Raw genomic sequence first — 21,121 nt, 5'->3', positions numbered from 1 at the left:
CTGATTCGCGATCGCGAAGTGCTGGGCAAGGTAATAGTCGCCCCCTGAGTTCTTTTGTCAGCCTGTCCACTATAAGGAACATATTATGACCGATATTACCGTCCCCACCGCAGCCGAGGTCCAGGAACGTTTACTGAAAGGCCCTTATCATCAATGGCTGGGGCTTGAAGTGCTGACCGTCGGCGAAGGCGAAATCACCCTCAAGGCGCGCTGGCGCGAGGAGTGGGTGGTTAACCCCGCCGGCGGCTATACCCATGGCGGCATCCTGGCCGCCCTGGTGGATTTAACCGCCGATTGGGCGCTGGTGGCGTTCACCGGCAAAGGCGTGCCCACCCTGGATTTGCGCGTCGATTACCACCGCCCGGCGAAAGGGGATTTAACCGCCGTCGGCACCGTGATCAAGGTCGGCAAACAATTTTCCAGCGCCGAGGCGCGGGTGTTCGACAGCGAGGGCCGGCTGGTGGCCAGCGGGCGGGGACTCTACGCCACGGCAACCGCCTAGGGGACATCATGGCCATCCCGTTGGACCATCTGGTTATCAATGCCCATTTCGCCACCGACCGGGCGGCGCAGTGGTTCCGGGCGCTGGGTTTTACCCTGACGCCGCGCGGCCACCACTCGCTGGGCTCGATAAACCATCTGATGATGTTTGCCGATCGCTATCTCGAAATCGTCGGCCTGCCCACCGACGGCGGGCGCGTGCGCCAGGAGCTGCTGGATAGCCCGCAGGGAATTGACGGCCTGGTGTTCGCCACCGGTGATGCCAAGGCCACCGCGCGCGCACTGGCGGACGCCGGCTTTGCCCTACAGCCGGTACAGGATTTTTCCCGCGAGGTGGTCAGCGGCGACCAGCGCGGACTGGCCCGCTTCACCACGGTGCGCCTGGCCGCCGGGTCTTTCCCGGCCGGGCGGGTCTATTTTTGCCAGCACCATACCCCTGAATGGGTTTGGCGGCCCGAATGGCTCGGCCATGAAAACCAGGTCCGGAGCATGACCGGCCTGACGGTTATCAGCGACGACGTGGAGGCCTGCGAGCGTCAATATCAGCGCCTGGGCGACCCCGGCCCTGATTTTGCCCTGCGGATCGTCGATTACCCGGCGTTCGCCCGACAGTTCGATGGGCTGCCGCTGCCGGCGGCGGGACGGGAGATGTTTGCCGCCGTGCATTTCCAGGGCGGCGACCTGGCGCGCATCGCCCGCGGCGCCGGGGAGCAAAAACTGCCGCTGTGCTGGCGCGAGGGACGGCTACAGGTGGCGCTGCCCGAATTAACCACCTTACTCGAGTTTTTACCATGATGAAGACCACCAATTTAGGCGCCATGATCGATACCCGCCACGGGGGAGAGCAGACCGCTTTTATCGCCCCGCTGGCGGACGGCACGGCGCAGGAAATCACGTTTGCCGAACTCAATGCGCGCGCCGACGGCATTGGCCGCGCCTTGCTGGCGCGCGGCCACCGCACCGGAGAGCGCGTCGCTATTCTGGGACGCAATTCCATCGATTATATCGCCAGCCTGTTGGGCATACTGCGCGCCGGGCTGGTGGCGGTACCAATTAATTTTAAATTTCCCTCCGACACGCTGGAGAATATCCTGCGCGATAGCGGCGCGCGTTTGCTGCTGGGGGATGCCGATCAGCTGTCCCGCGCCACGGCGAACGACCTGCCGCGCGTGGTGTTCAACAGCACCGGCGATGACGGGCTGGCGGCCTTTATCGACCCCGGCGTGCTGGCGCCCTTCCCCGCGGGGCCGGAAGATCTGGCGCTGCTGCTGTACACCTCCGGTTCCACCGGCATGCCGAAAGGCGTGCGTTTAACCCATGCCAGCCATGCCTGGGTGGTGCGCACCCGTCTTGCCACCCATGAGCTGGAAGGCGAGCGGGTGCTGATCGCCGCCCCGCTGTACCATATGAATGCGCTGGCGCTGGTGCTGCTGACGCTTGCCAGCCATGTCGCCACCGTGCTGCTGCCGCAGTTCAACGCCCGCGACTATATCAATGCCATCACCCGCTACCGCTGCAGTTGGCTGACGGCGGTGCCGCCGATGATCGCCATGATGCTGCAGGAAAAGGATTTACTGGCGCGCAGTGATTTAAGCTGCGTGCGCGTGGTGCGCATGGGATCGGCGCCGGTAACCGACAGCCTGTTCCAGCAAATCGGCCAACTGCTGCCGAAGGCGCGCATCATTAACGCCTACGGCACCACGGAAGGCGGACCGGTGGTGTTCGCCCCCCACCCCGACGGAATTCCCACGCCACGTCAGGCCGCCGGCGTCGCCCATCCCCAGGTCAGCCTGCGGTTGCGCGATCCGCAGGGCCGTGAGGCCGCGCGCGGCATCCTGGAGCTGAAAAGCCCGGGCCTGATGCAGGGCTATCACCAGCGCCCCGATCTGCGCCCGCCGTTTACCGACGACGGCTATTATATTACCGGCGATGTGTTCGCGCGCGACGAGCAGGGTTTTTATACCTTTATCGGCCGGCTGGATGATATGTTTGTCAGCGGCGCCGAGAATATCTACCCAAGCGAAGTTGAGCACCTTATCGAACGCCATCCCGCGGTCCAGCAGGCCTGCGTGGTGCCGATAGCCGATGAGATCAAGGGCACCAAGCCGGTGGCCTTCGTGATCCTGCGCCCCGGCCAGCGGGCCGGGGCCGATGAGCTGAAGGCCTTTACCTTAAGCCGGGGCGCGGCCTACCTGCATCCGCGCCATATCTGGCTGGTGGACGCCTTTCCCCTGGCCGGCACCAATAAAATCGACCGGCGCGCGCTGCTGCTCGAAGCCGAGCGGCGAATTCATCAGGATGGCGCCTTACCCCAGGCCAATTCGGGAGCACAGCATGGCATTTAACTGGCATAACCCCTATCCCACCGTACGCGCGCCGCTGTTTGCCCGCAATGTGGTGGCGACGTCCCATCCCATTGCCGCCCAGGCCGGCAATAGCGTCCTGCTGGAGGGCGGCAACGCGGTGGATGCGGCCATTGCCGCCGCCGCGACGTTAACGGTGGTGGAACCCTGCTCCAACGGCCTGGGCAGCGACGCCTTCGCCATGGTCTGGGACGGCGATCGGCTGCACGGTCTGAACGCCTCCGGTCCGGCGCCGGCCAGCTGGGATCTGGCCCATTTTCGCCGGCGTCATGGCGAGGACGGCAATGGCCTGGTCAACCGCCCGGAACGTGGCTGGGACTCGGTCACCGTTCCGGGCGCCGTCGCCGGCTGGACGGCGCTGCACCAGCGCTTCGGCCGGCTGCCGTTTGAGCGTTTGATGCAGACCGCCATCGAGGTGGCCGAACGCGGCGTGACCGTCGCGCCGATTGTCGCGGCAAAATGGCGGGCGGCGGTGTCAATCCTTAACGGACAGCCTGGTTTTGCCGAAGCCTTTATGCCGGGCGGTCGCGCGCCCGACATTGGCGAAAAATTTGTCTTCCCGTCCGCCGCGCGCACGTTGCGGCTGCTGGCGCGGCAGGGTGGACGGGCCTTTTATGAAGGCGAAATCGCCGAAAAAATCGTCGCCTGGTCGCAGGCCAGCGGCGGCAGTCTGACGCGCGAGGATTTAGCCGCGTATCAACCGCAATGGGTGACGCCCATCAGCCAGGACTACCGCGGTTATACCGTGCATGAACTGCCGCCCAACGGCCAGGGCATCGCCGCGCTTATCGCTCTGGGCATCCTGGAACACTTTGATCTGTCGGCGCTCGCGCTCGACGGCGCCGACGCCCAGCACCTGCAAATCGAGGCGATGAAGCTGGCCTTTGCCGACGTCTATCGTTATGTGGCCGATCCCGCCAGCATGGAAGTGACGCCGTCACAAATGCTGGATAAAGCCTATCTGGCCGGACGGGCGCGCCTGATTAACCGCAAGCGTGCGGCGGATCCACAGCCCGGCATGCCCGCCAGCGGCGGTACCGTTTACCTGTCCACCGCCGATGAAAGCGGCATGATGGTGTCCTTTATCCAATCCAATTATATGGGTTTCGGCTCAGGTGTGGTGGTGCCGGACTACGGCATCAGCCTGCAAAACCGCGGCGCCGGCTTCTCAAGCGACCCGCGTTCGGTTAACGTGGTCGCGCCCGGCAAGCGCCCGTTCCAGACCATTATCCCGGCGTTTTTGACCAGGGACGGCCAGGCGCAAATGAGCTTTGGCGTCATGGGCGGCGATATGCAGCCGCAGGGCCATGTGCAGACCCTGGTGCGCATGCTGGATTTCCATCAGCAGCCCCAGGCCGCCTGCGACGCGCCGCGCTGGAAGGTCAACCGGGATTTTACCCTGGACCTTGAAGCCACCCTTGACCCGACGGTGGTCGAGCAATTGCGCGCCATGGGCCACCGGCTGAAATCAATCAACGACCCCTACATGGATTTCGGATCCGGTCAGTTTATCTGGCGCCTATCGCAGGATCGCGATCACGGCTACGTTGCCGCCAGCGACAGCCGGCGCGATGGCCAGGCGGTAGGATTTTAGTACTAAAATGGCTTTATTTATTAACCCCATACTGATAAGAATGGGGCTTAAATTTTATGGAGTCATTTTAACTGGGGATAAACTATGCAGCCGGGTAAGAATAGCCTGTCGAATAACGGCATCGGGAAAAAACCAAGGCGCGGCGCGGTGTTGAAATCAACGCTTTCGACATTAACGCTTACGCTTATGCTTATGGCCAGCGGCGCGGCCGCGGCCAAAACGCTGGTGTTCTGCTCTGAAGGCTCGCCGGAAAATTTCAACCCGCAGCTGTACACCTCCGGTACCAGCGTGGATGCCAGCGCGGTGCCGATTTATAACCGGCTGGTGGATTTCAAGACCGGCACCACCGAACTGCAGCCCAGCCTGGCGGAAAGCTGGGACATCAGCGCGGACGGCAAGGTCTATACCTTCCATCTGCGCCAGGGGGTAAAATTCCAGGGCAATAAATATTTCCAACCCACCCGTGATTTTAACGCCGACGACGTGATTTTTTCATTTATGCGGCAAAAAGATCAGCAAAATCCTTATCACAACGTGTCCCACGGCACCTACGCCAACTTCGACAGCCTGGAATTCGGTACGCTGCTGGCCGCCATCGACAAGGTGGACGATCATACCGTGCGCTTCACCCTTGCCCATGCCGAGGCGCCGTTCCTGGCCGATCTGGCCTGGTACTTCGCCTCGATACTGTCAAGCGAATATGCCGACGCCATGCTGAAAGCCGGCACGCCGGAACGGGTGGATATGGATCCCGTCGGCACCGGGCCGTTCCAACTGACCCAGTATCAAAAAGACTCGCGTATTCTGTTCAGCGCCTTCCCTGATTACTGGCAGGGTAAAGCCAAGCTTGACCGGCTGGTGTACGCCATTACCCCGGACGCCTCGGTGCGCTTCGCCAAGCTGGAAAAAGGCGAATGCCAGGTGATGCCGTTCCCCAATCCGGCCGACCTGCCGCGCATGCGGGCGGATAAAGATATTACGCTTTTGCAGAAAGCCGGGCTTAACACCGGTTTCCTGGCCTTTAATACGCAAAAACCGCCGCTCGACAACCTAAAAGTACGCCAGGCGCTGGCCATGGCGATTAACAAACCGGCGATTATCGAGGCCATATTCCAGGGCACCGGCACCGCGGCGAAAAATATTCTGCCGCCCGGCGTCTGGAGCGCCAAACAAGATTTGCGCGATTATGACTTAGATCCGGACAAGGCCCGCGCCCTACTGAAGGAGGCGGGTTACCCCGACGGCCTGACCATCGATCTGTGGGCGATGCCGGTTCAGCGGCCCTACAACCCCAACGCCCGCCGCATGGCGGAGATGATCCAAGCCGATTGGGCAAAAATCGGCGTGAAGGCCAATATCGTTACCTATGAATGGGGCGAATATCTCAAACGGGTGAGGAACGGCGAACATCAGGCGGCGCTAATGGGCTGGACCACCGCCACCGGCGATCCGGATAACTTTTTCGGCCCGCTGTTTTCCTGCACCTCGGCCAATGGCGGCTCCAATTCGGCCCGATGGTGTTACCCGCCGTTTGATAAGCTGATTACCGAAGCGCGCGCCAGCGGCGATCATGACCGGCGCATAGCGCTCTACCAGCAGGCGCAGGATATGATGCACGAGCAAATGCCGGCGGTGATGATTGCCCATTCAACCATTTTTGAACCGGTGCGCAACGACGTCACCGGCTATGAAATCGATCCCTTCGGCAAGCACATTTTTTATCAGGTGGATGTGAAAAAATAGCGCCGGCGGGCGAATGGGGATGGCTGTGGAACGGCCGGCATGCGCCGGCCGGTTTACCGGTTATTTTATCACCGCGCAGGCCACACGGTCGCCGGCGCCCCCGATGGGCTGGCTTTGATAATCGTCGGGGTTGGCGTGGATCACCACCGACGATCCGTCGCCGTCCAGCAGCGCGGGACGCGGAGTGCCGGGCGTGACCGACACCAGGGTCGAATAGATTTCCGCGGCGGCCTTGCCGTCGGCGCCGGCGTAAATATTGGTCAAGTCGCCCTGATCGTTGGCGTTGCTGTTCAACAAACCATGCACCACCGGCATGGCTGAATGGACATGGCCGCCGGCTTCCTTGAATTTATCCTTGGCGTCGCAGACGCCTTTTTCATGGAAATGGATACCGTGCCAGCCGGGAGTCAGCCCCGACGCCTCCACGCGCAAAATCACGCCTTTAGGCGCGTCAAGCAGGGTAATTTTTCCCATATCCTTGCCGTCGGCGCCGATAAGGCCGGCGGTATGCACCGCCGGCTGGGGCTGCGCCAATGCCATATTGGCGGTTAACGCCGTGGCTATTAAAAACACAATACGCCGCATAATAAACTCCTGTAACAGTACCTGCCGACAGCGGAAGCGCAATGTCGGCCATCCTAGATAAGCGTAGACAGTGGGGCGCGGATTGTCCCGACGAACCGCGCTTATCTTGACGCCGTTCGCGCGCCATACCATCACCGGCCAGTAAAAAGGGGCTTGCCGCTAAGCAAGCCCCCGATTGATACCTGCGCGTTAAAGGCGCTTGGCCGGGGTTAAATCCGTCCCATCAACACCAGGATCAGCAGGATAACCACCACCACGCCCAGCGTGCCGCTGGGATAATAACCCCAGCCGCGGCTGTGCGGCCAGCTCGGGAAAACACCAATAAGCAGAAGTATTAATACGATTAAGACAATGGTTCCGATGCCCATGGAAAACTCCTATGTTTCTTGGCGCGCTGTTGCCAGCGCATTAGCATGTTCTGAACAGAGTTTACGTCTAAAGACAGATATGAGCTCAGTTTGGGATAACCTAATGAGTATAGACATCTTTTCGCATTTACCACGGCTAAATTCAGCATGCGGGGGATTGCTGCATCGACTGAATGGCCGTCAGGGCGATAGTGTAGACAATATCGTCCACCAGCGCCCCGCGCGAAAGGTCATTGACCGGTTTGCGCAGGCCTTGCAGCATCGGCCCTATGGAGACCAGCGCCGCCGAGCGCTGCACCGCTTTGTAGGTCGTGTTGCCGGTATTGAGATCCGGGAAAATAAAGACCGTGGCGTGGCCCGCCACCGGCGAATCGGGCGCTTTGGTTTTGGCCACGTCGGCCATAATCGCGGCATCGTACTGCAGCGGACCGTCGATCATCAGATCGGGCCGTTTTGCGCGCGCCAACCGGGTGGCTTCGCGTACTTTATCCACGTCGCTGCCGGTACCGGACGTGCCGGTGGAGTATGAAATCATCGCCACGCGCGGTTCAATACCGAACGCGGCGGCCGAGTCGGCGGACTGGATGGCGATATCCGCCAATTGTCCGGCGTCGGGGTCGGGATTGATGGCGCAGTCGCCGTAGACCAATACCTGTTCAGGCAACAGCATAAAGAACACCGAGGAAACCAGCGAACTGCCCGCGGCTGTCTTGATCAACTGCAGCGCCGGGCGGATGGTATTGGCGGTGGTGTGCACCGCGCCGGAGACCAGGCCGTCCACGTGTCCCTGTTCAAGCATCAGCGTGCCCAGCACCACGTTATCCTCCAGCTGCGCGCGCGCAATCAGTTCGGTTACGCCTTTGGCCTGGCGCAGCGCCACCAGTCGCGCCAGATAGCGCTCCCGCGCGACCGCCGGATCGACCAAATCAATGCCCGCGCCCAGCGTCACGCCCTGCGCCGCGGCGACCCGGCGTATCTCATCGGGACAGCCCAGCAATACGCAGCGCGCGATGCCCCGCTCGGCGCAAATTGCCGCGGCCTTGATGGTGCGCGGTTCATCCCCTTCCGGCAAGACGATGCGTTTTGCCGCCCTGCGGGCCATTTCGGTAAGTTGGTAACGGAAGGCGGGCGGCGACTGGCGGCGCGGACGTTCAGAGACGGCGGCCAGGGAGGTTATCCAGCCGTCGTCGATAAAGCCGGCGATATAATCCTGTAATTTTTCGACACGCTGATGATCTTCGGCCGGCACTTCCAGGTTAAAGTTCTGCAGGTTAAGCGAGGTTTGCCAGGTATTGGTGTCGACCATCAGTACCGGCAGCCCGGTCTGGAAGGCACGCTCGCATAACCTGCCGATGGAAGGCGCGATATCATAGCCGCCGGTAAGCAAAATGGCGCCGATATCCACCCCGTTCATCGCCGCCAGACAGGCGGACACCAGCACTTCCGGACGATCCGCGCAGGTCACCAGCAGCGAACCGGGGCGAAACAGGTCGACCATGCCGGTAAGCCCGCGTGCGCAAAAGGTCACCGACCGCACCCGCCGCGTATGGATATCGCCGGCGTTAACGATGCGGGCGTTCAGATGATGGGCCATATCGATAACCCGCGTGGCGATAAGTTCCATGCTCCAGGGGATTGCCCCCAATACCGGCATGGGCAGATTGCCGAACGGCGGCAACGCCGCGTCGGCGGCCCCGTCCTGATGGGCCTGGTCAAAAATTTCCGACAGGTCGGGCCGGGTGCGGCCCTGTTCATCCAGCGGCGCGTTAATTTTATTGATGATGACGCCCGCCACGCTGATATGCCGGCCTATGCCGGTACGCGCCAGCTCCAGCCGTTCTTTCATCTGCGCCGGTGAACCTGTCCCCAAGGCGGTGACCAGCACGATTTCCGCGTTCAGCGCCTTGGCGATGTCGTGATTCAGCGCGTTGGCGAACTGATGGCGCCGCGTCAGCATCAGTCCCTCGATCAATACCACGTCCGCCTGGCCCAGAGCGCCTTGATAACGCGCGACGATTTCCTCCATCAGGACGTCGCGCCGGTTGGATCCCAACAGCATTTCGACATAGCCTATTTCCAGCGGCGGCGGGACCGGAATCGCCGAGTTGGCGCGGATAATGGCGCTGGTCTGGTCCGGCCGACTGCTGCCGTCGCGCGGCTGGGCAACCGGCTTGTAGAGACTCAGGCGCATCCCCTTGCGCTCGATGGCCCGGATAATGCCCAAGGTGACGCTGGTCAACCCGACGCTCAGGTCGGTTGGGATCAACATAATGGTACGTGGCACGGCTAAACCCCTCGGCGATATTTGCTGGCGCAATGTGAATGTATTGCCAAACCTGACGCACGCGTTAAGCTGCTGGGCAGGTTGGTCGGCGTCCGGCTATTTTCCGCTATTTTGTGTGAGTTATGCCGTGAAGCCGTCGACAGTTGTCGACATAACCCGCGTCGCCTCGCTTGTTATCAAAACCTGCCGCGGGCCGGCCATTGACCGCCATCACAAAACTGCAACCGGTTTCTGAAACCGGTTGCAGAAAAAAAACCCATAAGGTATTACTCACTAAACCACATCTTAAGAGGGCCGCTGTATGCCAAAGATCCTGTTGTGTTGCGCCGCCGGAATGTCCACCAGCATGGTGGTTAAAAAAATGCAAAAAGCCGCTGAAATAAAAGGATTGGATGTAGAAATAAAAGCGGTGGGGCTGGAAGAGTTTGCCGCGCAACTGCCCCATTACGATTGCTGCCTGCTGGGGCCACAGATTAAATATAAACTCAGGGATTTCAAAATCCTCGCCGATGAGCAGCATAAACCCATCGCGGTCATCAACAGCATGGATTACGGCATGATGAACGGCGAAAAAATATTAAACGAAACGCTGGCGCTGCTTAACGCCTAGGAGAAATCATGTCCGGAATTAGCGAGTCGGTCTTTAGCGTTATTGAAAACACCATCAGTCCCATCGCGGGCAGGCTATCCAGCCAGCGTCATGTCATGGCGATAAGGGATGGTTTTATTTCCGCCATGCCGTTCCTGATCGTCGGTTCCTTTATGCTGGTGTTCGCGCACCCGCCCTTTTCCGCCACCAGCGATTGGGCATTTGCGCAGTGGTGGCTGCGCATGGCGGCACAGTATGAGTCGGTAATCCTTATGCCGTACAATATGACCATGGGCATTATGTCGTTATTTATTGCCGCCGCCATCGCCTATAATCTGGCCCTCAGTTATAAAATGAATGGTTTTATGGCCGCCATGTTGTCGTTAATGGCATTTATGGTGGTGGCCGCCCCGCAAACCGATAAAATGCTGCCGGTTTCCTCGCTTGGCGGCACCGGGATATTTACCGCCCTGTTGGTGGCTATTTTCGCAACCGAATTAATGCATTTTTTGCAGGTGAGAAATATTGGTTTCCATCTGCCGGAACAGGTGCCGCCAAAAATACAGCAATCCTTTGATTTATTAATACCCGTACTGGCTATATTTTTCACGCTATATCCCCTGAGCCTGCTTATTCAATCGCAATTCGGCATGTTACTGCCCCAGGCCATTATGGCACTGTTCGGCCCGATTATTTCCGCCGCCGATACGCTGCCGGCAATTTTAATCGCGGTACTGATCTGTCATTTGTTGTGGTTTGCCGGCATCCACGGCGCGGTGATCGTTGGCGGCATGCTGCAGGCCTTCTGGCTGACCAATCTGGGCATAAACCAGCAGGAACTGACCGCCGGGCAACCGCTGACCCATATTTTTATCGAACCCTTCTGGCAATTTTTTATCGTCATCGGCGGCTCCGGATCCACCATGGGCCTGGTGCTGCTTTATCTGCGCAGCCGGTCCGCCCACCTGCGGTCCATCGGCAAACTCAGTCTGGTGCCCTGTCTGTTCAATATTAACGAGCCGGTGATTTTTGGTTCCCCGGTGGTGATGAATCCAACGCTGTTTATTCCGTTTATCACCGCGCCGTTGATCAACGCCACGCTTGCGTATATCGCCACCCGCACCGATATGGTCGGCCGGGTGATTTCCATGGCGCCCTGGACCACCCCGGCCCCCATCGGCGCGGCCTGGTCCACCGGCTGGGATATCCGCGCGGCGCTGCTGGTGGTGGTGCTGCTGGCCGTATCGACGCTGGTGTATTACCCCTTTTTCAAAATCTATGAACGCCAGCTGCTGGCGCAGGATGTCCCGCTGCCGCAGACCCGGCCACAGGAGGCATGACCATGGACGAAAGTTCAGATATGGAAACCCAAATAATGGAATTGATTATCCATGCGGGCGAAGCGCGCTCGGATGCGATGGAAGCCCTGCGCGCCGCGCGCCTTCGGCAATGGCCGCAGGCCGAGGCGCTGTTGGCCGATGCCGCCGCCGCCGCCCGCCGGGCGCACCGGATCCAGACGCGCTTTATCGGCGACGATGAGGGACAGGGCAAGGTCCCGGTCAGCCTGATAATGGTCCATGCCCAGGACCATCTGATGAACGCCATGCTGGCCCGCGAACTGGTGGAAGAGCTCATTATCCTGCATCGCGCCATCGACGCGCTGCAACAGCGGGAAATTCACCACGATACACATGAAGGGAGATAATTATGCATTATCAGACGTTGGCACCTTTTCCACCGGGATTTCTTTGGGGCGCGTCCACCTCGGCCTACCAGGTGGAAGGCGCCTGGAACGAGGACGGCAAAGGCCCGTCGGTAATCGATCGGGCGCAATTTGCGCCGGAGCTGAGCGATTTTACCGTCACCAGCGATCATTATCATCGTTTTGCCGGTGACATTGCCCTGTTTGCCGAACTGGGGCTTAAGACCTATCGCTTTTCCATCGCCTGGAGCCGCCTGTATCCCGACGGCGACGGCGAGCTCAACCCCCAGGGGGTGGCCTTTTACCAGCGGCTGATTGATGAAATCCGCCGCCACGGCATCGAGCCGCTGGTGACGCTGTATCATTTTGATCTGCCCTGGGCGTTGCAGTTGCAGGGCGGCTGGTCCAATCCGCGCACCATAGCAGCCTTTGAACGCTTTGCCCGCACCGCCTTCGAGCTGTTCGGCGATCGGGTTAACTTCTGGCTGACGATAAACGAACAGAATATGATGATCCTGAAAGGCGATGTGATCGGCACCCTGCCTCCCGGCACCCCCGATCCGCAAAAGACCCTCTATCAGCAAAACCATCATATGATGCTGGCGCAGGCCAGGGCGATGATCGCCTGCCATGAGCTGTTGCCGTCCGCCAAGATCGGCCCGGCGCCGAATATTTCCTGCGTCTACCCGGCCAGTTCGCGGCCAGAGGATGTGATCGCCGCCAATAATTATTCATCCATCCGCAACTGGCTTTATCTGGATCTGGCCTGCCATGGCCGCTATAACGCGCTGGCCTGGCGGTTTATGGCGGAAAAAGGCTATCTGCCAAGTATAACCGCGCAGGATTTGGACCTGCTGGCGCAAGGACGTCCCGATTTTATCGCTTTTAACTATTATGCCTCAACCACGGTGGCGGCCGATGCGCCGCGGGAAAACGCCGCCGCGCAACGCGCGCGCGAAATCGAGGACCAGCAGTTGCCGGGCATGGATAGCGCGGTGTATATCGGCGCCGACAATCCGCATCTGGAGCATAACCAGTTCGGCTGGTATATCGATCCGGTGGGATTGCGCGTGACCTGTCGGGAAATCTATGAGCGCTATCATCTGCCGTTGATCGTGACCGAAAACGGCCTGGGCGCCTTTGATAAGCTGACGGCGGGCAACAAGATCCACGATGATGACCGTATCCGCTATCTCAGCGACCATATACGCCAACTGCAGTTGGCCATTACCGACGGCGTGGCGCTGTTCGGTTATTGCCCCTGGTCGGCGATTGATTTGGTCAGCACGCACCAGGGCATCAGCAAACGTTACGGCTTTGTCTATGTCAATCGCGATGAGCACGACCTTAAGGATCTGGCCCGCCACAGGAAAAAAAGTTTTTTCTGGTACCAGCGCTTGATTAAGGCTAATGGACAGCGTCTTGAGACGGATATCGAGTATTGAGGCCAGCATGCGCCGGCGGGCCTGGGCGGGGGGTTATCAGCCGGCGAACGGGCCGGGAATAACCGAATCGCGCACCATCAGTTGACCGCGAAAGGGTTTGAGCGGTGACACCCTGTCGCCGTCCAGGACGCTGACCACCTGCTCCAGCGCGCTTTTAATCATCTGCGCCACCGGCACATGCACGGTGGTCAGCGGCGGATTAAAATAAGACGCCACCGGAATATCGTCAAAACTGAGCAACGAGACCTCGCCGGGCACCGCCCTGCCCCGCTCGCGCAGCGCCCTGGCGGCGCCGATGGCCATATCGTCGTTGCCGCACACCAGCGCGCTGAAGGTCGCCGCGCCGTCCAGCAGCGCCATGCAGGCGTTAAAACCGCTGTCTAATGACCAGTGTCCGGCGGCTGTCAGCGCCTCGTCGATCGGGATGCCGGCGGCGGCCAGGGCCTGACGGTATCCTTTGGCGCGCGCGGCGGCGGTGGGCGACCCCTCGGCACCGGTGATAAAGGCGATGTCACGATGTCCCTGCGCGATCAGATAACCCACCGCCTCGCGGGCGTCACGCTGATGATCGGCAAAGACGCAGTGCTCGCGGGCATGCGGCAAATCGCGGTTGATCACCAGGAACGGGATATCGTGCCGGGCGATCAGGCCCATCAAGTCCTTTTCGCCCAGGAAACTCGGATAGATGATAATAGCGTCACAGCGGCGGTCCAGCAGGAACTGTATCGACTCCAGCTCGCTGTCGGCGCTGTGTTTGCCGTCCACCAGGATGAGCTGCCGACCGTAGTTTTCAGTCATTTTGGCGGTCTGGTATAACAGTTCGCTGAAATAGGGGCCGTTAAACAGCGTGTTGGTGACTATCAGGCCTATGCTTTGCGAGTTTTTAGTCGCCAGGCTTCTGGCCAGCAGGTTGGGACGATAACCGGATTCCTCGATAGCCTGGAATACCCGCAGGCGCGTCGTTTCCTTGACATAGCTATTGCCTGCCAGGACACGGGACACCGTGGATTTGGAGACGCCCGCCTTGATTGCAACATCCTGCATGGTAATCATTGCAAAACCCTATTCGTCCCATTTCTGGGGAGAAAACCTCATGGCGCTGATTTTAGCATACCGGCCTTGCCGGGATAAGATTTCCGCGTTGCCAGCGGCGGCTTTCCACGCCGGCGGCGAAGCGCCGCGCCGTTGCCCGCCGGCCAGCGAGGTCTGGCCAGCCGCCGTCATTTGACGGAAGCTTTACGTCTGGCTTCTGCCAACGTTGTACTTTTGATATGGCGCTGAAAATGATTATACAGCCTGGTGTGGCCGTCGGGATAAGCGGTGAAAGAGATTAAATAGCTTATATCGCTGCGGAGCCATGACTTATTATTTAGCCTGACTTTAATTTAATATTAAATAAGGCAGCGTTCTTAAGTAAAAAACAAAAGCAACCCAACCCATGGCGATCCAGGGCGGGTCGCGGGAAAGTATTGCTAGCCAAGCGCGGCGTCAATGGCGCGCAGCAGCCGCGGGTCCTCGGCGGTGACATCCGGCGCGAAACGCGCGATGACCTTGCCCTGCCGGTTAATCAGGAATTTTTCAAAATTCCACAATACGTCCTGGCGATTGGTGGGATCGACGCCGTAACCCTTCAGCCGCTCGCGAAACGGACCGTCGCCGGTAGCCGCCGGCTGCGCCGCGGTGAGCTGGGCGTATAAAGGATGCTGATCGTCGCCCAGCACCGATATTTTGGAAAACAACGGGAAATGCACGTCATAGTTGACGGCGCAGAAATCGCTGATTTCCGCGTCGCTGCCCGGCTCCTGGCCCTTGAAGTTATTGGCGGGGAAACCCAGCACTTCCAGCCCTTTAGCGCCGCGCTCCTGATAGAGCTTTTCCAGTCCTTCATACTGCGGCGTCAACCCACACTTGGACGCCACGTTGACCACCAGCAGCACCTTGCCGCGATACGCCGCCAGGCTGCTGGTAGTACCGTCAATTTGCTTAAGCGGTATGTCGTAGAGAGACTCGGTCATGTTTTATCCTTTTCAAACGAGAGAGGGGCCGGATGTCATCGGCCATCCCCGACGCGCCGCCGGCGACGCAAACGCCGGCCGATGCCGGGTATGCCGCGCAAATGAATCATGACAATAGCGCGCCCCGACCGGCTGCGCAAGGCAAGGCGTGGGGGGCGCGCGGCGAAAACGCGCCCCGCGCGGGCCGTCAGGGCGCCAGCCGGCCGTTTTCGATAAAGACGGTATCGAAGGCATACAGCACCTGCGGATCGGGCAGCGCCAGGTTTTTATCCTTTCCCTGATACGGCAGGCGTCCCAGCAGGTCGCGCAGGATATTGATACGCGCCGCATGCTTGTCGTCGCTGTGCACCACGATCCACGGCGTGGTCGGGGTATGGGTGCGGGTCAGCATGGCGTTGCGGGCCTCGCTGTACGGTTTCCACAATTTGGTGGCCTGCTGGTCGATGGGGCTGATTTTCCACTGCTTCAGGGGATCGGTGAGCCGGGATTCCAGCCGTTCCTTTTGTTCATGTTTGCTGATATCCAGATAATATTTAATCAGCTTGATGCCCGAACGCACCAGCAGTTGTTCAAAATCGGTCACCGTGTTCATAAATTCTTCGTACTGTTCGTCGGTGCAAAACTTCATCACCCGCTCGACGCCGGCGCGGTTATACCAACTGCGGTTAAACAGCACCATTTCCTGCGCCGCCGGCAGCTGCGCCACGTAGCGTTGGAAATACCATTCGGCGCGATCGCGCTCCGAGGGTTTGCCCAGGGCGACGACCCTGATTTCACGCGCGCTCAGGTGTTCTGAAATGGTTTTGATGATGCCGTCTTTGCCCGCCGCGTCGCGGCCCTCGAAAATAACCAGGATTTTGTCGTTGGCGCTGATTATTTCGCGCTGTAGCTTAACCAGCTCGACTTGCAGTTCATGCAGGACCCGATCGTACTCCTTGCCGGAGGGGATCGGCGCGCAGGTTGATTCTTCATCAATGTTATGCTGCTTTTTTTTACTCATTGTAACTCCCGGTGGCCTGAGATTCCTGACAATAAGCCCTCAGTATGGCATTCAATCGGCCGTTGCGCGGGAATGATTGGTCTTGGCGTTATAAACGCGTTACGGTAGCCCGTCCCTGTTCTTCGCCTGAAAACCGCCGTTTTTCATGTTCGATTAACCATTGCTTGCGCCATAGTCCGCCGCCGTAGCCGGTCAGGGCGCCGTCGGCGCCGATCACCCGATGACAGGGTATCAAAATGGCAATCTGGTTGGCGCCGTTGGCCCGCGCCACCGCCCTGGTGGCGCTGGGGCGATCGATGGCGGCGGCCACCGCGGAATAGCTTCTTACCTGGCCCGCGGGAATCGACCGCAGGGCATCCCAGACCTGGCGGGTGAATACCGATCCGTGCTCTGCCAGCGGCGTGGCGAAACGGCAGGATGTGCCGGCGAAATAGTCATTCAGCTCTTTCTCCAGCCGGTCGGTGACCGGCGTGCGGTCCATGATGATCTCCGAGCCGGTAAGGTTGCGCAGCCGGGTCAGCTCCGCGGGCAACGCCTGGCGATCGACGAACTCCAGCAGATGCAGCGCCTGGTGGTCCGCCACCGCCAGCATGGAGCCGAGCGGGGTTTCCAGCCAGTGGCTTTTTAAAAACCGGTGCCGACGGGCCTGGCTGGGATTCATGCCCAGATGACGGGTGATGGCGGCGCGAAACCCGCTGCCCGATTCAAAACTGGCTTCGAGCTGGGCGTCTATCACCTCCGCCCCGGTGGTGAGCTGGTTGACGCCTTTCCCCAATCGGCGCAGCCGCGCCATTTCAAGAAACGTAACGCCGAACTGGCGTTTAAACGCCCGCCTTACGGTGGAAGGATCCAAACCCGCCGCGGTAAGGTCGTCTTCCGACCATTTTTTTTCCGGGTCGTTTTCCAGGCTGGCCAGCAGCGTGCCGAGGGTTTTATCCCGCGCGCCGAACAAAGACAGCGGCTGGCACCTTTTGCACGGTCTGAATCCGGCCTCCAGCGCCTCGACCACGGTGGGGTAAAAAACGGCATTCTCTTTTTTGGGTTTGCGCGCCGGGCAGGTCAGACGGCAAAATACGCCGGTGCTTTTAACCCCCACAAACGCAAAACCGTCGTATACCGGATCGCGCGCCAGCAGTGCGGCGTATAGCGTATCAACATCAGGCAGCTCAAAAAACATAGCGGTCGTCACCCTTTAACCCAACATAACGGTCATCTTAAAGGAATGCTTATTGGGCGACGACAATTTTCGGGCGTTGATTTTTACGCGTTAAACCGGCGATGGAGGCGGCATTATCCCGCGTTCATCGGCGTTAGCCGGCGGGCAAACTCTTGGACGCATTGCAGGCCGTGCGGCCATGCGCCGAAGCCGGACTGGGCGTTGATATGACCCGCCTCCCCCACGTCCACCAGTTCGCTGCCCCAGGCGTCGGCCCAGTACTGCGCGCGCGCGAACGTCAGCAGCGGATCGTTATGGCTGGCAAACATCAGGCTTGGCACCGGCAGGCGCACGGGCAGGATGCGATCCTCGATTTCAAACCGCACCGGCTCGGCCGGGGCAACCAGCACTACCCCGGCGACCCGGTCGGGACACCGGATGGCATAATACCAGGATGACAAGGCGCCAAAGCTATGGCCTATCAGCAACGACGGCGTCGACGGCGCGTCCAGCGCGCGCCTGATGGCCGTTTGCCAGCCGTCGAGATCCGGTTGCTGCCAGTTGCGCTGGGCAATACGCCGCCAGGCGGGCAATTTCGCCTGCCAGTGGGTTTGCCAATGTTCCGGGCCGCTGTCGTTAATGCCCGGCACCAGCACCACGCGCAGCGATGCGTGGCCGGCATCGCCGCCGTGCGGGTCGGTGTCCGGCGCCGGCGGCAGGCTGCCCCGCGGCCCGGCGCGCGCCGGGCGCTCAATCATGGGACGATCGCGCGCGCTGCGTTCAGGCCGGACAGGTTCGGCCTCCGGCCTTTCGTGTGCCGGCCGATAGCGTTTCATGCCGGAAACCGCGCCAGCACCGCCATCACCGCCAGCAGATCGGCGCTGCCGCCGGGGCTGAGATTACGCCGCGTAAGCGCCCGGTCCATGATCTCCAGGTCTTGCGTGCGCCAGCCTTTCGCCAGCAGTCGCCGGGCATGGCCCTGGACAAAACCCAGGCCGGCGAGACCGCCGCGCGAAACCAGATTGGTATCGCGATTATGGGCCATCAATACCAGCAGACCGTGCAGCAGTGCGGTGTCCCGATCCCCTCCGGCCGCCTGCAACCGATCCCAGGCCGGCAAGGCATGGTCGCGCACGGTGGCAAACCCGCCGGCGGCCTCGCCCCTGGCGCCGGTCAGGCCATGGCGCAGGTAAAGATGTTCGCCCACGGTCGCCGGCCGGCGGCAGCCGGCCAGTTCCGTCGCCACCAGCCGGGCGCACATCGCCGCCACTTCAGCGCATAAGGCGCCGCGGGTCAGCTTACGCCCACGGCCGGTCAGGCGTCCGGCGGCGGCGCACAATAATCCCAGGGAAAAAATCCCTCCTTTATGGGTGTTGACGCCGCCGGTGGCGGCAAACATGGCCTGTTCGCAGGCATGCCCGACGGGACGAATCACGGTCAGCGCCTGTTCGGCCGGCATATCGGCATGGCGCTCGCCACAGGCGGCAAACCGCCCGAACCAAGGCGCGATGGCCGTTATGCTGGCCATAAACAAGGGCAAATCCATATCCCGGTGCGCGCCGTTATTCCGGCGGTCCACCAGGCCCGGTTTCGGCGTCAGCATAACTTCCTCGCGCAGCGCGGCGGCCGCCAGCAAACCGATGGCGGGAATCGCGCCCGCCCCGTCGCCGCCCGCGATGTCAACATTCTCCGGCGCGCGGGCGCGGTTATCAGCGGACAAAGTAGGCATCCAGCAGACCCTCGATTTTATTGATAAGCTGCTCCGGCGGATGCCGGCGCGACCGCGCGCAGGCATGAGCGGGCTGGTCGCACAGCAAACATGGGCGTCCCGCCTGGTCAAGGGAGCGGCGGCCGATAACGCCGGCCGTCGGGGAAAATACATCGATATCCCACAGGCGCCCGAGGGTATGTTCCTGCTCCAGCGCCACCGTGGCGGCCTTCACCTCCACGGCGGGATGATCGACCGCCCACAACGCCTCGGGCCCGGTGTCGGGCCAGAACACCGCCCGGTCAAGCACCGCCCAGCCGCGCTGCGCCAGCAGCGCGTCGCAGGCCGCCAGCGCGGCGCGCATCGAGCGGCGGTAGCGGGCCGAATCCTTCACTGAACCCGGCGTCACCAGCGTCAATGAAATCAGCGTGCGATCGTGGCGCGTCAGCCATTCCCTCTGGCGCGCGGCGCGCAGATCCCGGGCCGCCAGCAGCTCTTCCAGCGAAACGGCAAACTGCAGTGAATCGGCGTTCGTCATTTAGCTGTCCTCTTTTACCTGGCGCACCACGCCGATGACGCTGCCGTCGCGATAGCGGATCACGCCGACGATACGTTGGGTAAAGTCGATAGCCTTCGGCTCGCCGGTGAGCGCGACCGCCCGTTGATAAAGCTGTTCGATGTCCACCACCTCCAGACCGGCGTCCACCAGACGCTGGCGTACCTCCGGCCGCGCCGGGTTAACGGCAATGCCCTGATCGGTCACCAGAACGTCAATGCTCTCGCCGGGGGTAACCAGGGTGGTGACCCGGCACACCACGGTGGGAATGCGGCTACGCGTCAGCGGCGCCACCACGATGGTCAGGTTGGCGGCGGCGGCCACATCGCAATGGCCGCCGGACGCGCCGCGCATCACCCCGTCGGAACCGGTTATCACGTTGACATTAAACGCCAGGTCGATTTCCAGCGCGCTCAGGATAACGATATCCAACTGGTCGCAGCAAGCGGCCCTGACGCCGGGATTGGCATAGACGCTGGTGGAAATTTCGATATGATTGGCGTTGTGCTCCAGGGATGCCGCCGCCTGGCCGTCGAAGGATTGCGTATCCAGCAGCCTGGCTATCAGGCCTTGCTCAAACAGGTCGACGATGCTGCCGGTAATGCCGCCCAAGGCGAAACGCGCCGCGATGCCGTGACGCTGCATCTTCTGCGCCAGGAAACGGGTACAGGCGGTGGAGGACGCGCCCGAACCGGTCTGGAGGGAGAACCCCTCGACAAAATAGCCTGAGTGCTCAATGACATCAGCGGCGCTGCGGGCAATCATCAGCTCGCGCGGATTACTGGTCACGCGCGCCGCGCCCACGCTTATCTTGGCCGGATCGCCCACCTGATCCACCTGCACGATAAAATCAACCTGATCCTGTCCCAGGCTTGCCGGCATATTGGGAAACGGCACCAGCGCCTCGGTCAGCAGCACTACCTGGCGGGCATACTGCGCATCCACCATGGCGTATCCCAACGAACCGCAGCGGGATTTGCCATGGATGCCGTTGGCGTTGCCGAACTCGTCGCTGCAAGGCACGCCGAGAAACGCCACGTCTATCTTCAGCTCGCCGTCCTGCAGCAGTTTAACCCGCCCGCCGTGGGAATGAATGTGTACCGGCTCTTCCATCAGGCCGTGTGAAATGGCGTCCGCCAGCTTACCGCGCATACCCGACGTATAGATTTTGCTGATGACGCCGGCGCGGATCGGCTCTATCAGCGCGTCGTTGCAGGTCATCAGCGAGCTGGAGGCCAGCGTCAGGTTTTTAAAGCCCATCCTGGCAAGCGTAAGCACCACGAGATTGATCACCATATCGCCCTCACGGAAGGCATGATGAAACGAGAGAGTCATGCCGTCTTGCAGGCCGCTGCGCACTATGGCCTGCTCCAGACTGTCGCAAATCTTACGCTGGTATTTGGCTTGGCCTTCCGCCAGCCAAGGCGTAAGGCGGTTGGCATGGCTGAACGGCGCCAGCGGCGGTAAATGGCGGTACTGCGCCTGTAAATCGTCTGTTGCGTTACTCATTAC

20 protein-coding genes are annotated in these 21,121 nt (G+C 60.7%); 9 read left to right on the top strand and 11 right to left on the bottom strand.

Going from position 1 to position 21,121, the window contains the following annotated elements; all coding sequences use genetic code 11:
* The first annotated feature begins 85 nt into the window (after positions 1-85).
* From VGC33_RS20130 to VGC33_RS20110, 5 genes are all read left to right on the top strand, one after another.
* Positions 86-502 carry a PaaI family thioesterase gene (locus tag VGC33_RS20130; RefSeq protein WP_331122548.1) on the top strand — a complete coding sequence of 139 codons (417 nt, stop codon included), beginning with the start codon at positions 86-88 and terminating at the stop codon, positions 500-502.
* An 8-nt stretch (positions 503-510) separates the two neighbouring features.
* Positions 511-1,296 carry a VOC family protein gene (locus VGC33_RS20125; RefSeq protein WP_331122547.1) on the top strand — a complete coding sequence of 262 codons (786 nt, stop codon included), beginning with the start codon at positions 511-513 and terminating at the stop codon, positions 1,294-1,296.
* A complete protein-coding gene (locus VGC33_RS20120; RefSeq protein WP_331122546.1) occupies positions 1,293-2,846 on the top strand; it encodes a class I adenylate-forming enzyme family protein in 1,554 nt (517 codons plus the stop codon). Before VGC33_RS20125 ends, VGC33_RS20120 begins: the two co-directional genes overlap by 4 nt.
* Positions 2,836-4,458: a gamma-glutamyltransferase family protein gene (locus VGC33_RS20115; RefSeq protein ID WP_331122545.1), complete on the top strand. Its 1,623-nt coding sequence runs from the start codon at positions 2,836-2,838 to the stop codon at positions 4,456-4,458. Before VGC33_RS20120 ends, VGC33_RS20115 begins: the two co-directional genes overlap by 11 nt.
* A 186-nt stretch (positions 4,459-4,644) precedes the next feature.
* Entirely contained in the window at positions 4,645-6,201 is a 1,557-nt protein-coding gene (locus VGC33_RS20110) for an ABC transporter substrate-binding protein (protein WP_331122553.1), read from the top strand.
* A 60-nt stretch (positions 6,202-6,261) separates the two neighbouring features.
* On the opposite strand, the gene sodC is transcribed toward VGC33_RS20110, so the two are convergent.
* The 3 genes from sodC to pta all read right to left on the bottom strand — a co-directional run bounded on the left by sodC (position 6,262) and on the right by pta (position 9,438).
* Positions 6,262-6,786: a superoxide dismutase[Cu-Zn] gene (gene sodC, locus VGC33_RS20105; protein WP_331122544.1), complete on the bottom strand. Its 525-nt coding sequence runs from the start codon at positions 6,784-6,786 to the stop codon at positions 6,262-6,264.
* A 209-nt stretch (positions 6,787-6,995) separates the two neighbouring features.
* Positions 6,996-7,154, bottom strand: coding sequence for a DUF3309 family protein (locus VGC33_RS20100; protein WP_414636967.1), 159 nt, complete (start codon positions 7,152-7,154; stop codon positions 6,996-6,998).
* Positions 7,155-7,296: 142 nt separating this feature from the next.
* Positions 7,297-9,438, bottom strand: a complete 2,142-nt coding sequence (gene pta / locus VGC33_RS20095) for a phosphate acetyltransferase (protein ID WP_331122543.1) — start codon at positions 9,436-9,438, stop codon at positions 7,297-7,299.
* A gap of 301 nt (positions 9,439-9,739) precedes the next feature.
* Here pta and VGC33_RS20090 point away from each other — a divergent pair, with 301 nt between their 5' ends.
* Genes VGC33_RS20090 through VGC33_RS20075 form a run of 4 tightly spaced genes read left to right on the top strand, consistent with a single transcriptional unit; the run spans position 9,740 to position 13,174 of the window.
* Entirely contained in the window at positions 9,740-10,048 is a 309-nt protein-coding gene (locus tag VGC33_RS20090; RefSeq protein WP_331122542.1) for a PTS sugar transporter subunit IIB, read from the top strand.
* Positions 10,049-10,056: 8 nt separating this feature from the next.
* Entirely contained in the window at positions 10,057-11,367 is a 1,311-nt protein-coding gene (locus VGC33_RS20085) for a PTS sugar transporter subunit IIC (protein ID WP_331122541.1), read from the top strand.
* Between the two features lie 2 nt (positions 11,368-11,369).
* Entirely contained in the window at positions 11,370-11,732 is a 363-nt protein-coding gene (locus tag VGC33_RS20080; RefSeq protein ID WP_331122540.1) for a PTS lactose/cellobiose transporter subunit IIA, read from the top strand.
* A gap of 2 nt (positions 11,733-11,734) precedes the next feature.
* Complete coding sequence (locus tag VGC33_RS20075) at positions 11,735-13,174, top strand: glycoside hydrolase family 1 protein (protein WP_331122539.1); 1,440 nt, start codon at positions 11,735-11,737, stop codon at positions 13,172-13,174.
* 36 nt (positions 13,175-13,210) lie between these two features.
* On the opposite strand, the gene VGC33_RS20070 is transcribed toward VGC33_RS20075, so the two are convergent.
* From VGC33_RS20070 to citF, 8 genes are all read right to left on the bottom strand, one after another.
* Positions 13,211-14,227, bottom strand: a complete 1,017-nt coding sequence (locus VGC33_RS20070; RefSeq protein WP_331122538.1) for a LacI family DNA-binding transcriptional regulator — start codon at positions 14,225-14,227, stop codon at positions 13,211-13,213.
* Between the two features lie 419 nt (positions 14,228-14,646).
* Entirely contained in the window at positions 14,647-15,189 is a 543-nt protein-coding gene (locus tag VGC33_RS20065) for a glutathione peroxidase (RefSeq protein WP_331122537.1), read from the bottom strand.
* A 187-nt stretch (positions 15,190-15,376) separates the two neighbouring features.
* Complete coding sequence (gene ppk2 / locus VGC33_RS20060; protein WP_331122536.1) at positions 15,377-16,189, bottom strand: polyphosphate kinase 2; 813 nt, start codon at positions 16,187-16,189, stop codon at positions 15,377-15,379.
* 88 nt (positions 16,190-16,277) lie between these two features.
* Positions 16,278-17,366 carry a bifunctional transcriptional activator/DNA repair enzyme AdaA gene (locus tag VGC33_RS20055; RefSeq protein WP_331122535.1) on the bottom strand — a complete coding sequence of 363 codons (1,089 nt, stop codon included), beginning with the start codon at positions 17,364-17,366 and terminating at the stop codon, positions 16,278-16,280.
* Between the two features lie 113 nt (positions 17,367-17,479).
* Positions 17,480-18,181 (bottom strand): RBBP9/YdeN family alpha/beta hydrolase, encoded by a 702-nt coding sequence (locus VGC33_RS20050; RefSeq protein WP_331122534.1) that lies wholly within the window; start codon positions 18,179-18,181, stop codon positions 17,480-17,482.
* Complete coding sequence (gene citG, locus VGC33_RS20045; RefSeq protein ID WP_331122533.1) at positions 18,178-19,074, bottom strand: triphosphoribosyl-dephospho-CoA synthase CitG; 897 nt, start codon at positions 19,072-19,074, stop codon at positions 18,178-18,180. The genes VGC33_RS20050 and citG overlap by 4 nt, the downstream gene beginning before the upstream one ends.
* Entirely contained in the window at positions 19,055-19,591 is a 537-nt protein-coding gene (gene citX / locus VGC33_RS20040) for a citrate lyase holo-[acyl-carrier protein] synthase (RefSeq protein WP_331122532.1), read from the bottom strand. Before citX ends, citG begins: the two co-directional genes overlap by 20 nt.
* Complete coding sequence (gene citF / locus VGC33_RS20035) at positions 19,592-21,118, bottom strand: citrate lyase subunit alpha (protein ID WP_331122531.1); 1,527 nt, start codon at positions 21,116-21,118, stop codon at positions 19,592-19,594.
* Between the last annotated feature and the right edge of the window lie 3 nt (positions 21,119-21,121).

It is taken from the genome of Acerihabitans sp. (assembly GCF_036398755.1).
Classification (GTDB): Bacteria; Pseudomonadota; Gammaproteobacteria; order Enterobacterales; family Enterobacteriaceae; genus Acerihabitans.
The sequence above is the reverse complement of the archived record's forward strand: the minus strand, read 5'-3'. Positions and strand labels throughout refer to the sequence as shown.

Coding starts and splice junctions, on each gene's coding strand:
- VGC33_RS20090 (WP_331122542.1), top strand. CDS start 9,740: ATGCCAAAGATCCTGTTGTGTTGCGCCGCCGGAATGTCCACCAGCATG.
- ppk2 (WP_331122536.1), bottom strand. CDS start 16,189: ATGAGTAAAAAAAAGCAGCATAACATTGATGAAGAATCAACCTGCGCG.
- citG (WP_331122533.1), bottom strand. CDS start 19,074: ATGCCTACTTTGTCCGCTGATAACCGCGCCCGCGCGCCGGAGAATGTT.
- VGC33_RS20085 (WP_331122541.1), top strand. CDS start 10,057: ATGTCCGGAATTAGCGAGTCGGTCTTTAGCGTTATTGAAAACACCATC.
- VGC33_RS20080 (WP_331122540.1), top strand. CDS start 11,370: ATGGACGAAAGTTCAGATATGGAAACCCAAATAATGGAATTGATTATC.
- VGC33_RS20130 (WP_331122548.1), top strand. CDS start 86: ATGACCGATATTACCGTCCCCACCGCAGCCGAGGTCCAGGAACGTTTA.
- VGC33_RS20100 (WP_414636967.1), bottom strand. CDS start 7,154: ATGGGCATCGGAACCATTGTCTTAATCGTATTAATACTTCTGCTTATT.
- VGC33_RS20055 (WP_331122535.1), bottom strand. CDS start 17,366: ATGTTTTTTGAGCTGCCTGATGTTGATACGCTATACGCCGCACTGCTG.
- citX (WP_331122532.1), bottom strand. CDS start 19,591: ATGACGAACGCCGATTCACTGCAGTTTGCCGTTTCGCTGGAAGAGCTG.
- VGC33_RS20125 (WP_331122547.1), top strand. CDS start 511: ATGGCCATCCCGTTGGACCATCTGGTTATCAATGCCCATTTCGCCACC.
- VGC33_RS20115 (WP_331122545.1), top strand. CDS start 2,836: ATGGCATTTAACTGGCATAACCCCTATCCCACCGTACGCGCGCCGCTG.
- VGC33_RS20120 (WP_331122546.1), top strand. CDS start 1,293: ATGATGAAGACCACCAATTTAGGCGCCATGATCGATACCCGCCACGGG.
- VGC33_RS20070 (WP_331122538.1), bottom strand. CDS start 14,227: ATGATTACCATGCAGGATGTTGCAATCAAGGCGGGCGTCTCCAAATCC.
- citF (WP_331122531.1), bottom strand. CDS start 21,118: ATGAGTAACGCAACAGACGATTTACAGGCGCAGTACCGCCATTTACCG.
- VGC33_RS20065 (WP_331122537.1), bottom strand. CDS start 15,189: ATGACCGAGTCTCTCTACGACATACCGCTTAAGCAAATTGACGGTACT.
- VGC33_RS20050 (WP_331122534.1), bottom strand. CDS start 18,181: ATGAAACGCTATCGGCCGGCACACGAAAGGCCGGAGGCCGAACCTGTC.
- VGC33_RS20110 (WP_331122553.1), top strand. CDS start 4,645: ATGCTTATGGCCAGCGGCGCGGCCGCGGCCAAAACGCTGGTGTTCTGC.
- sodC (WP_331122544.1), bottom strand. CDS start 6,786: ATGCGGCGTATTGTGTTTTTAATAGCCACGGCGTTAACCGCCAATATG.
- VGC33_RS20075 (WP_331122539.1), top strand. CDS start 11,735: ATGCATTATCAGACGTTGGCACCTTTTCCACCGGGATTTCTTTGGGGC.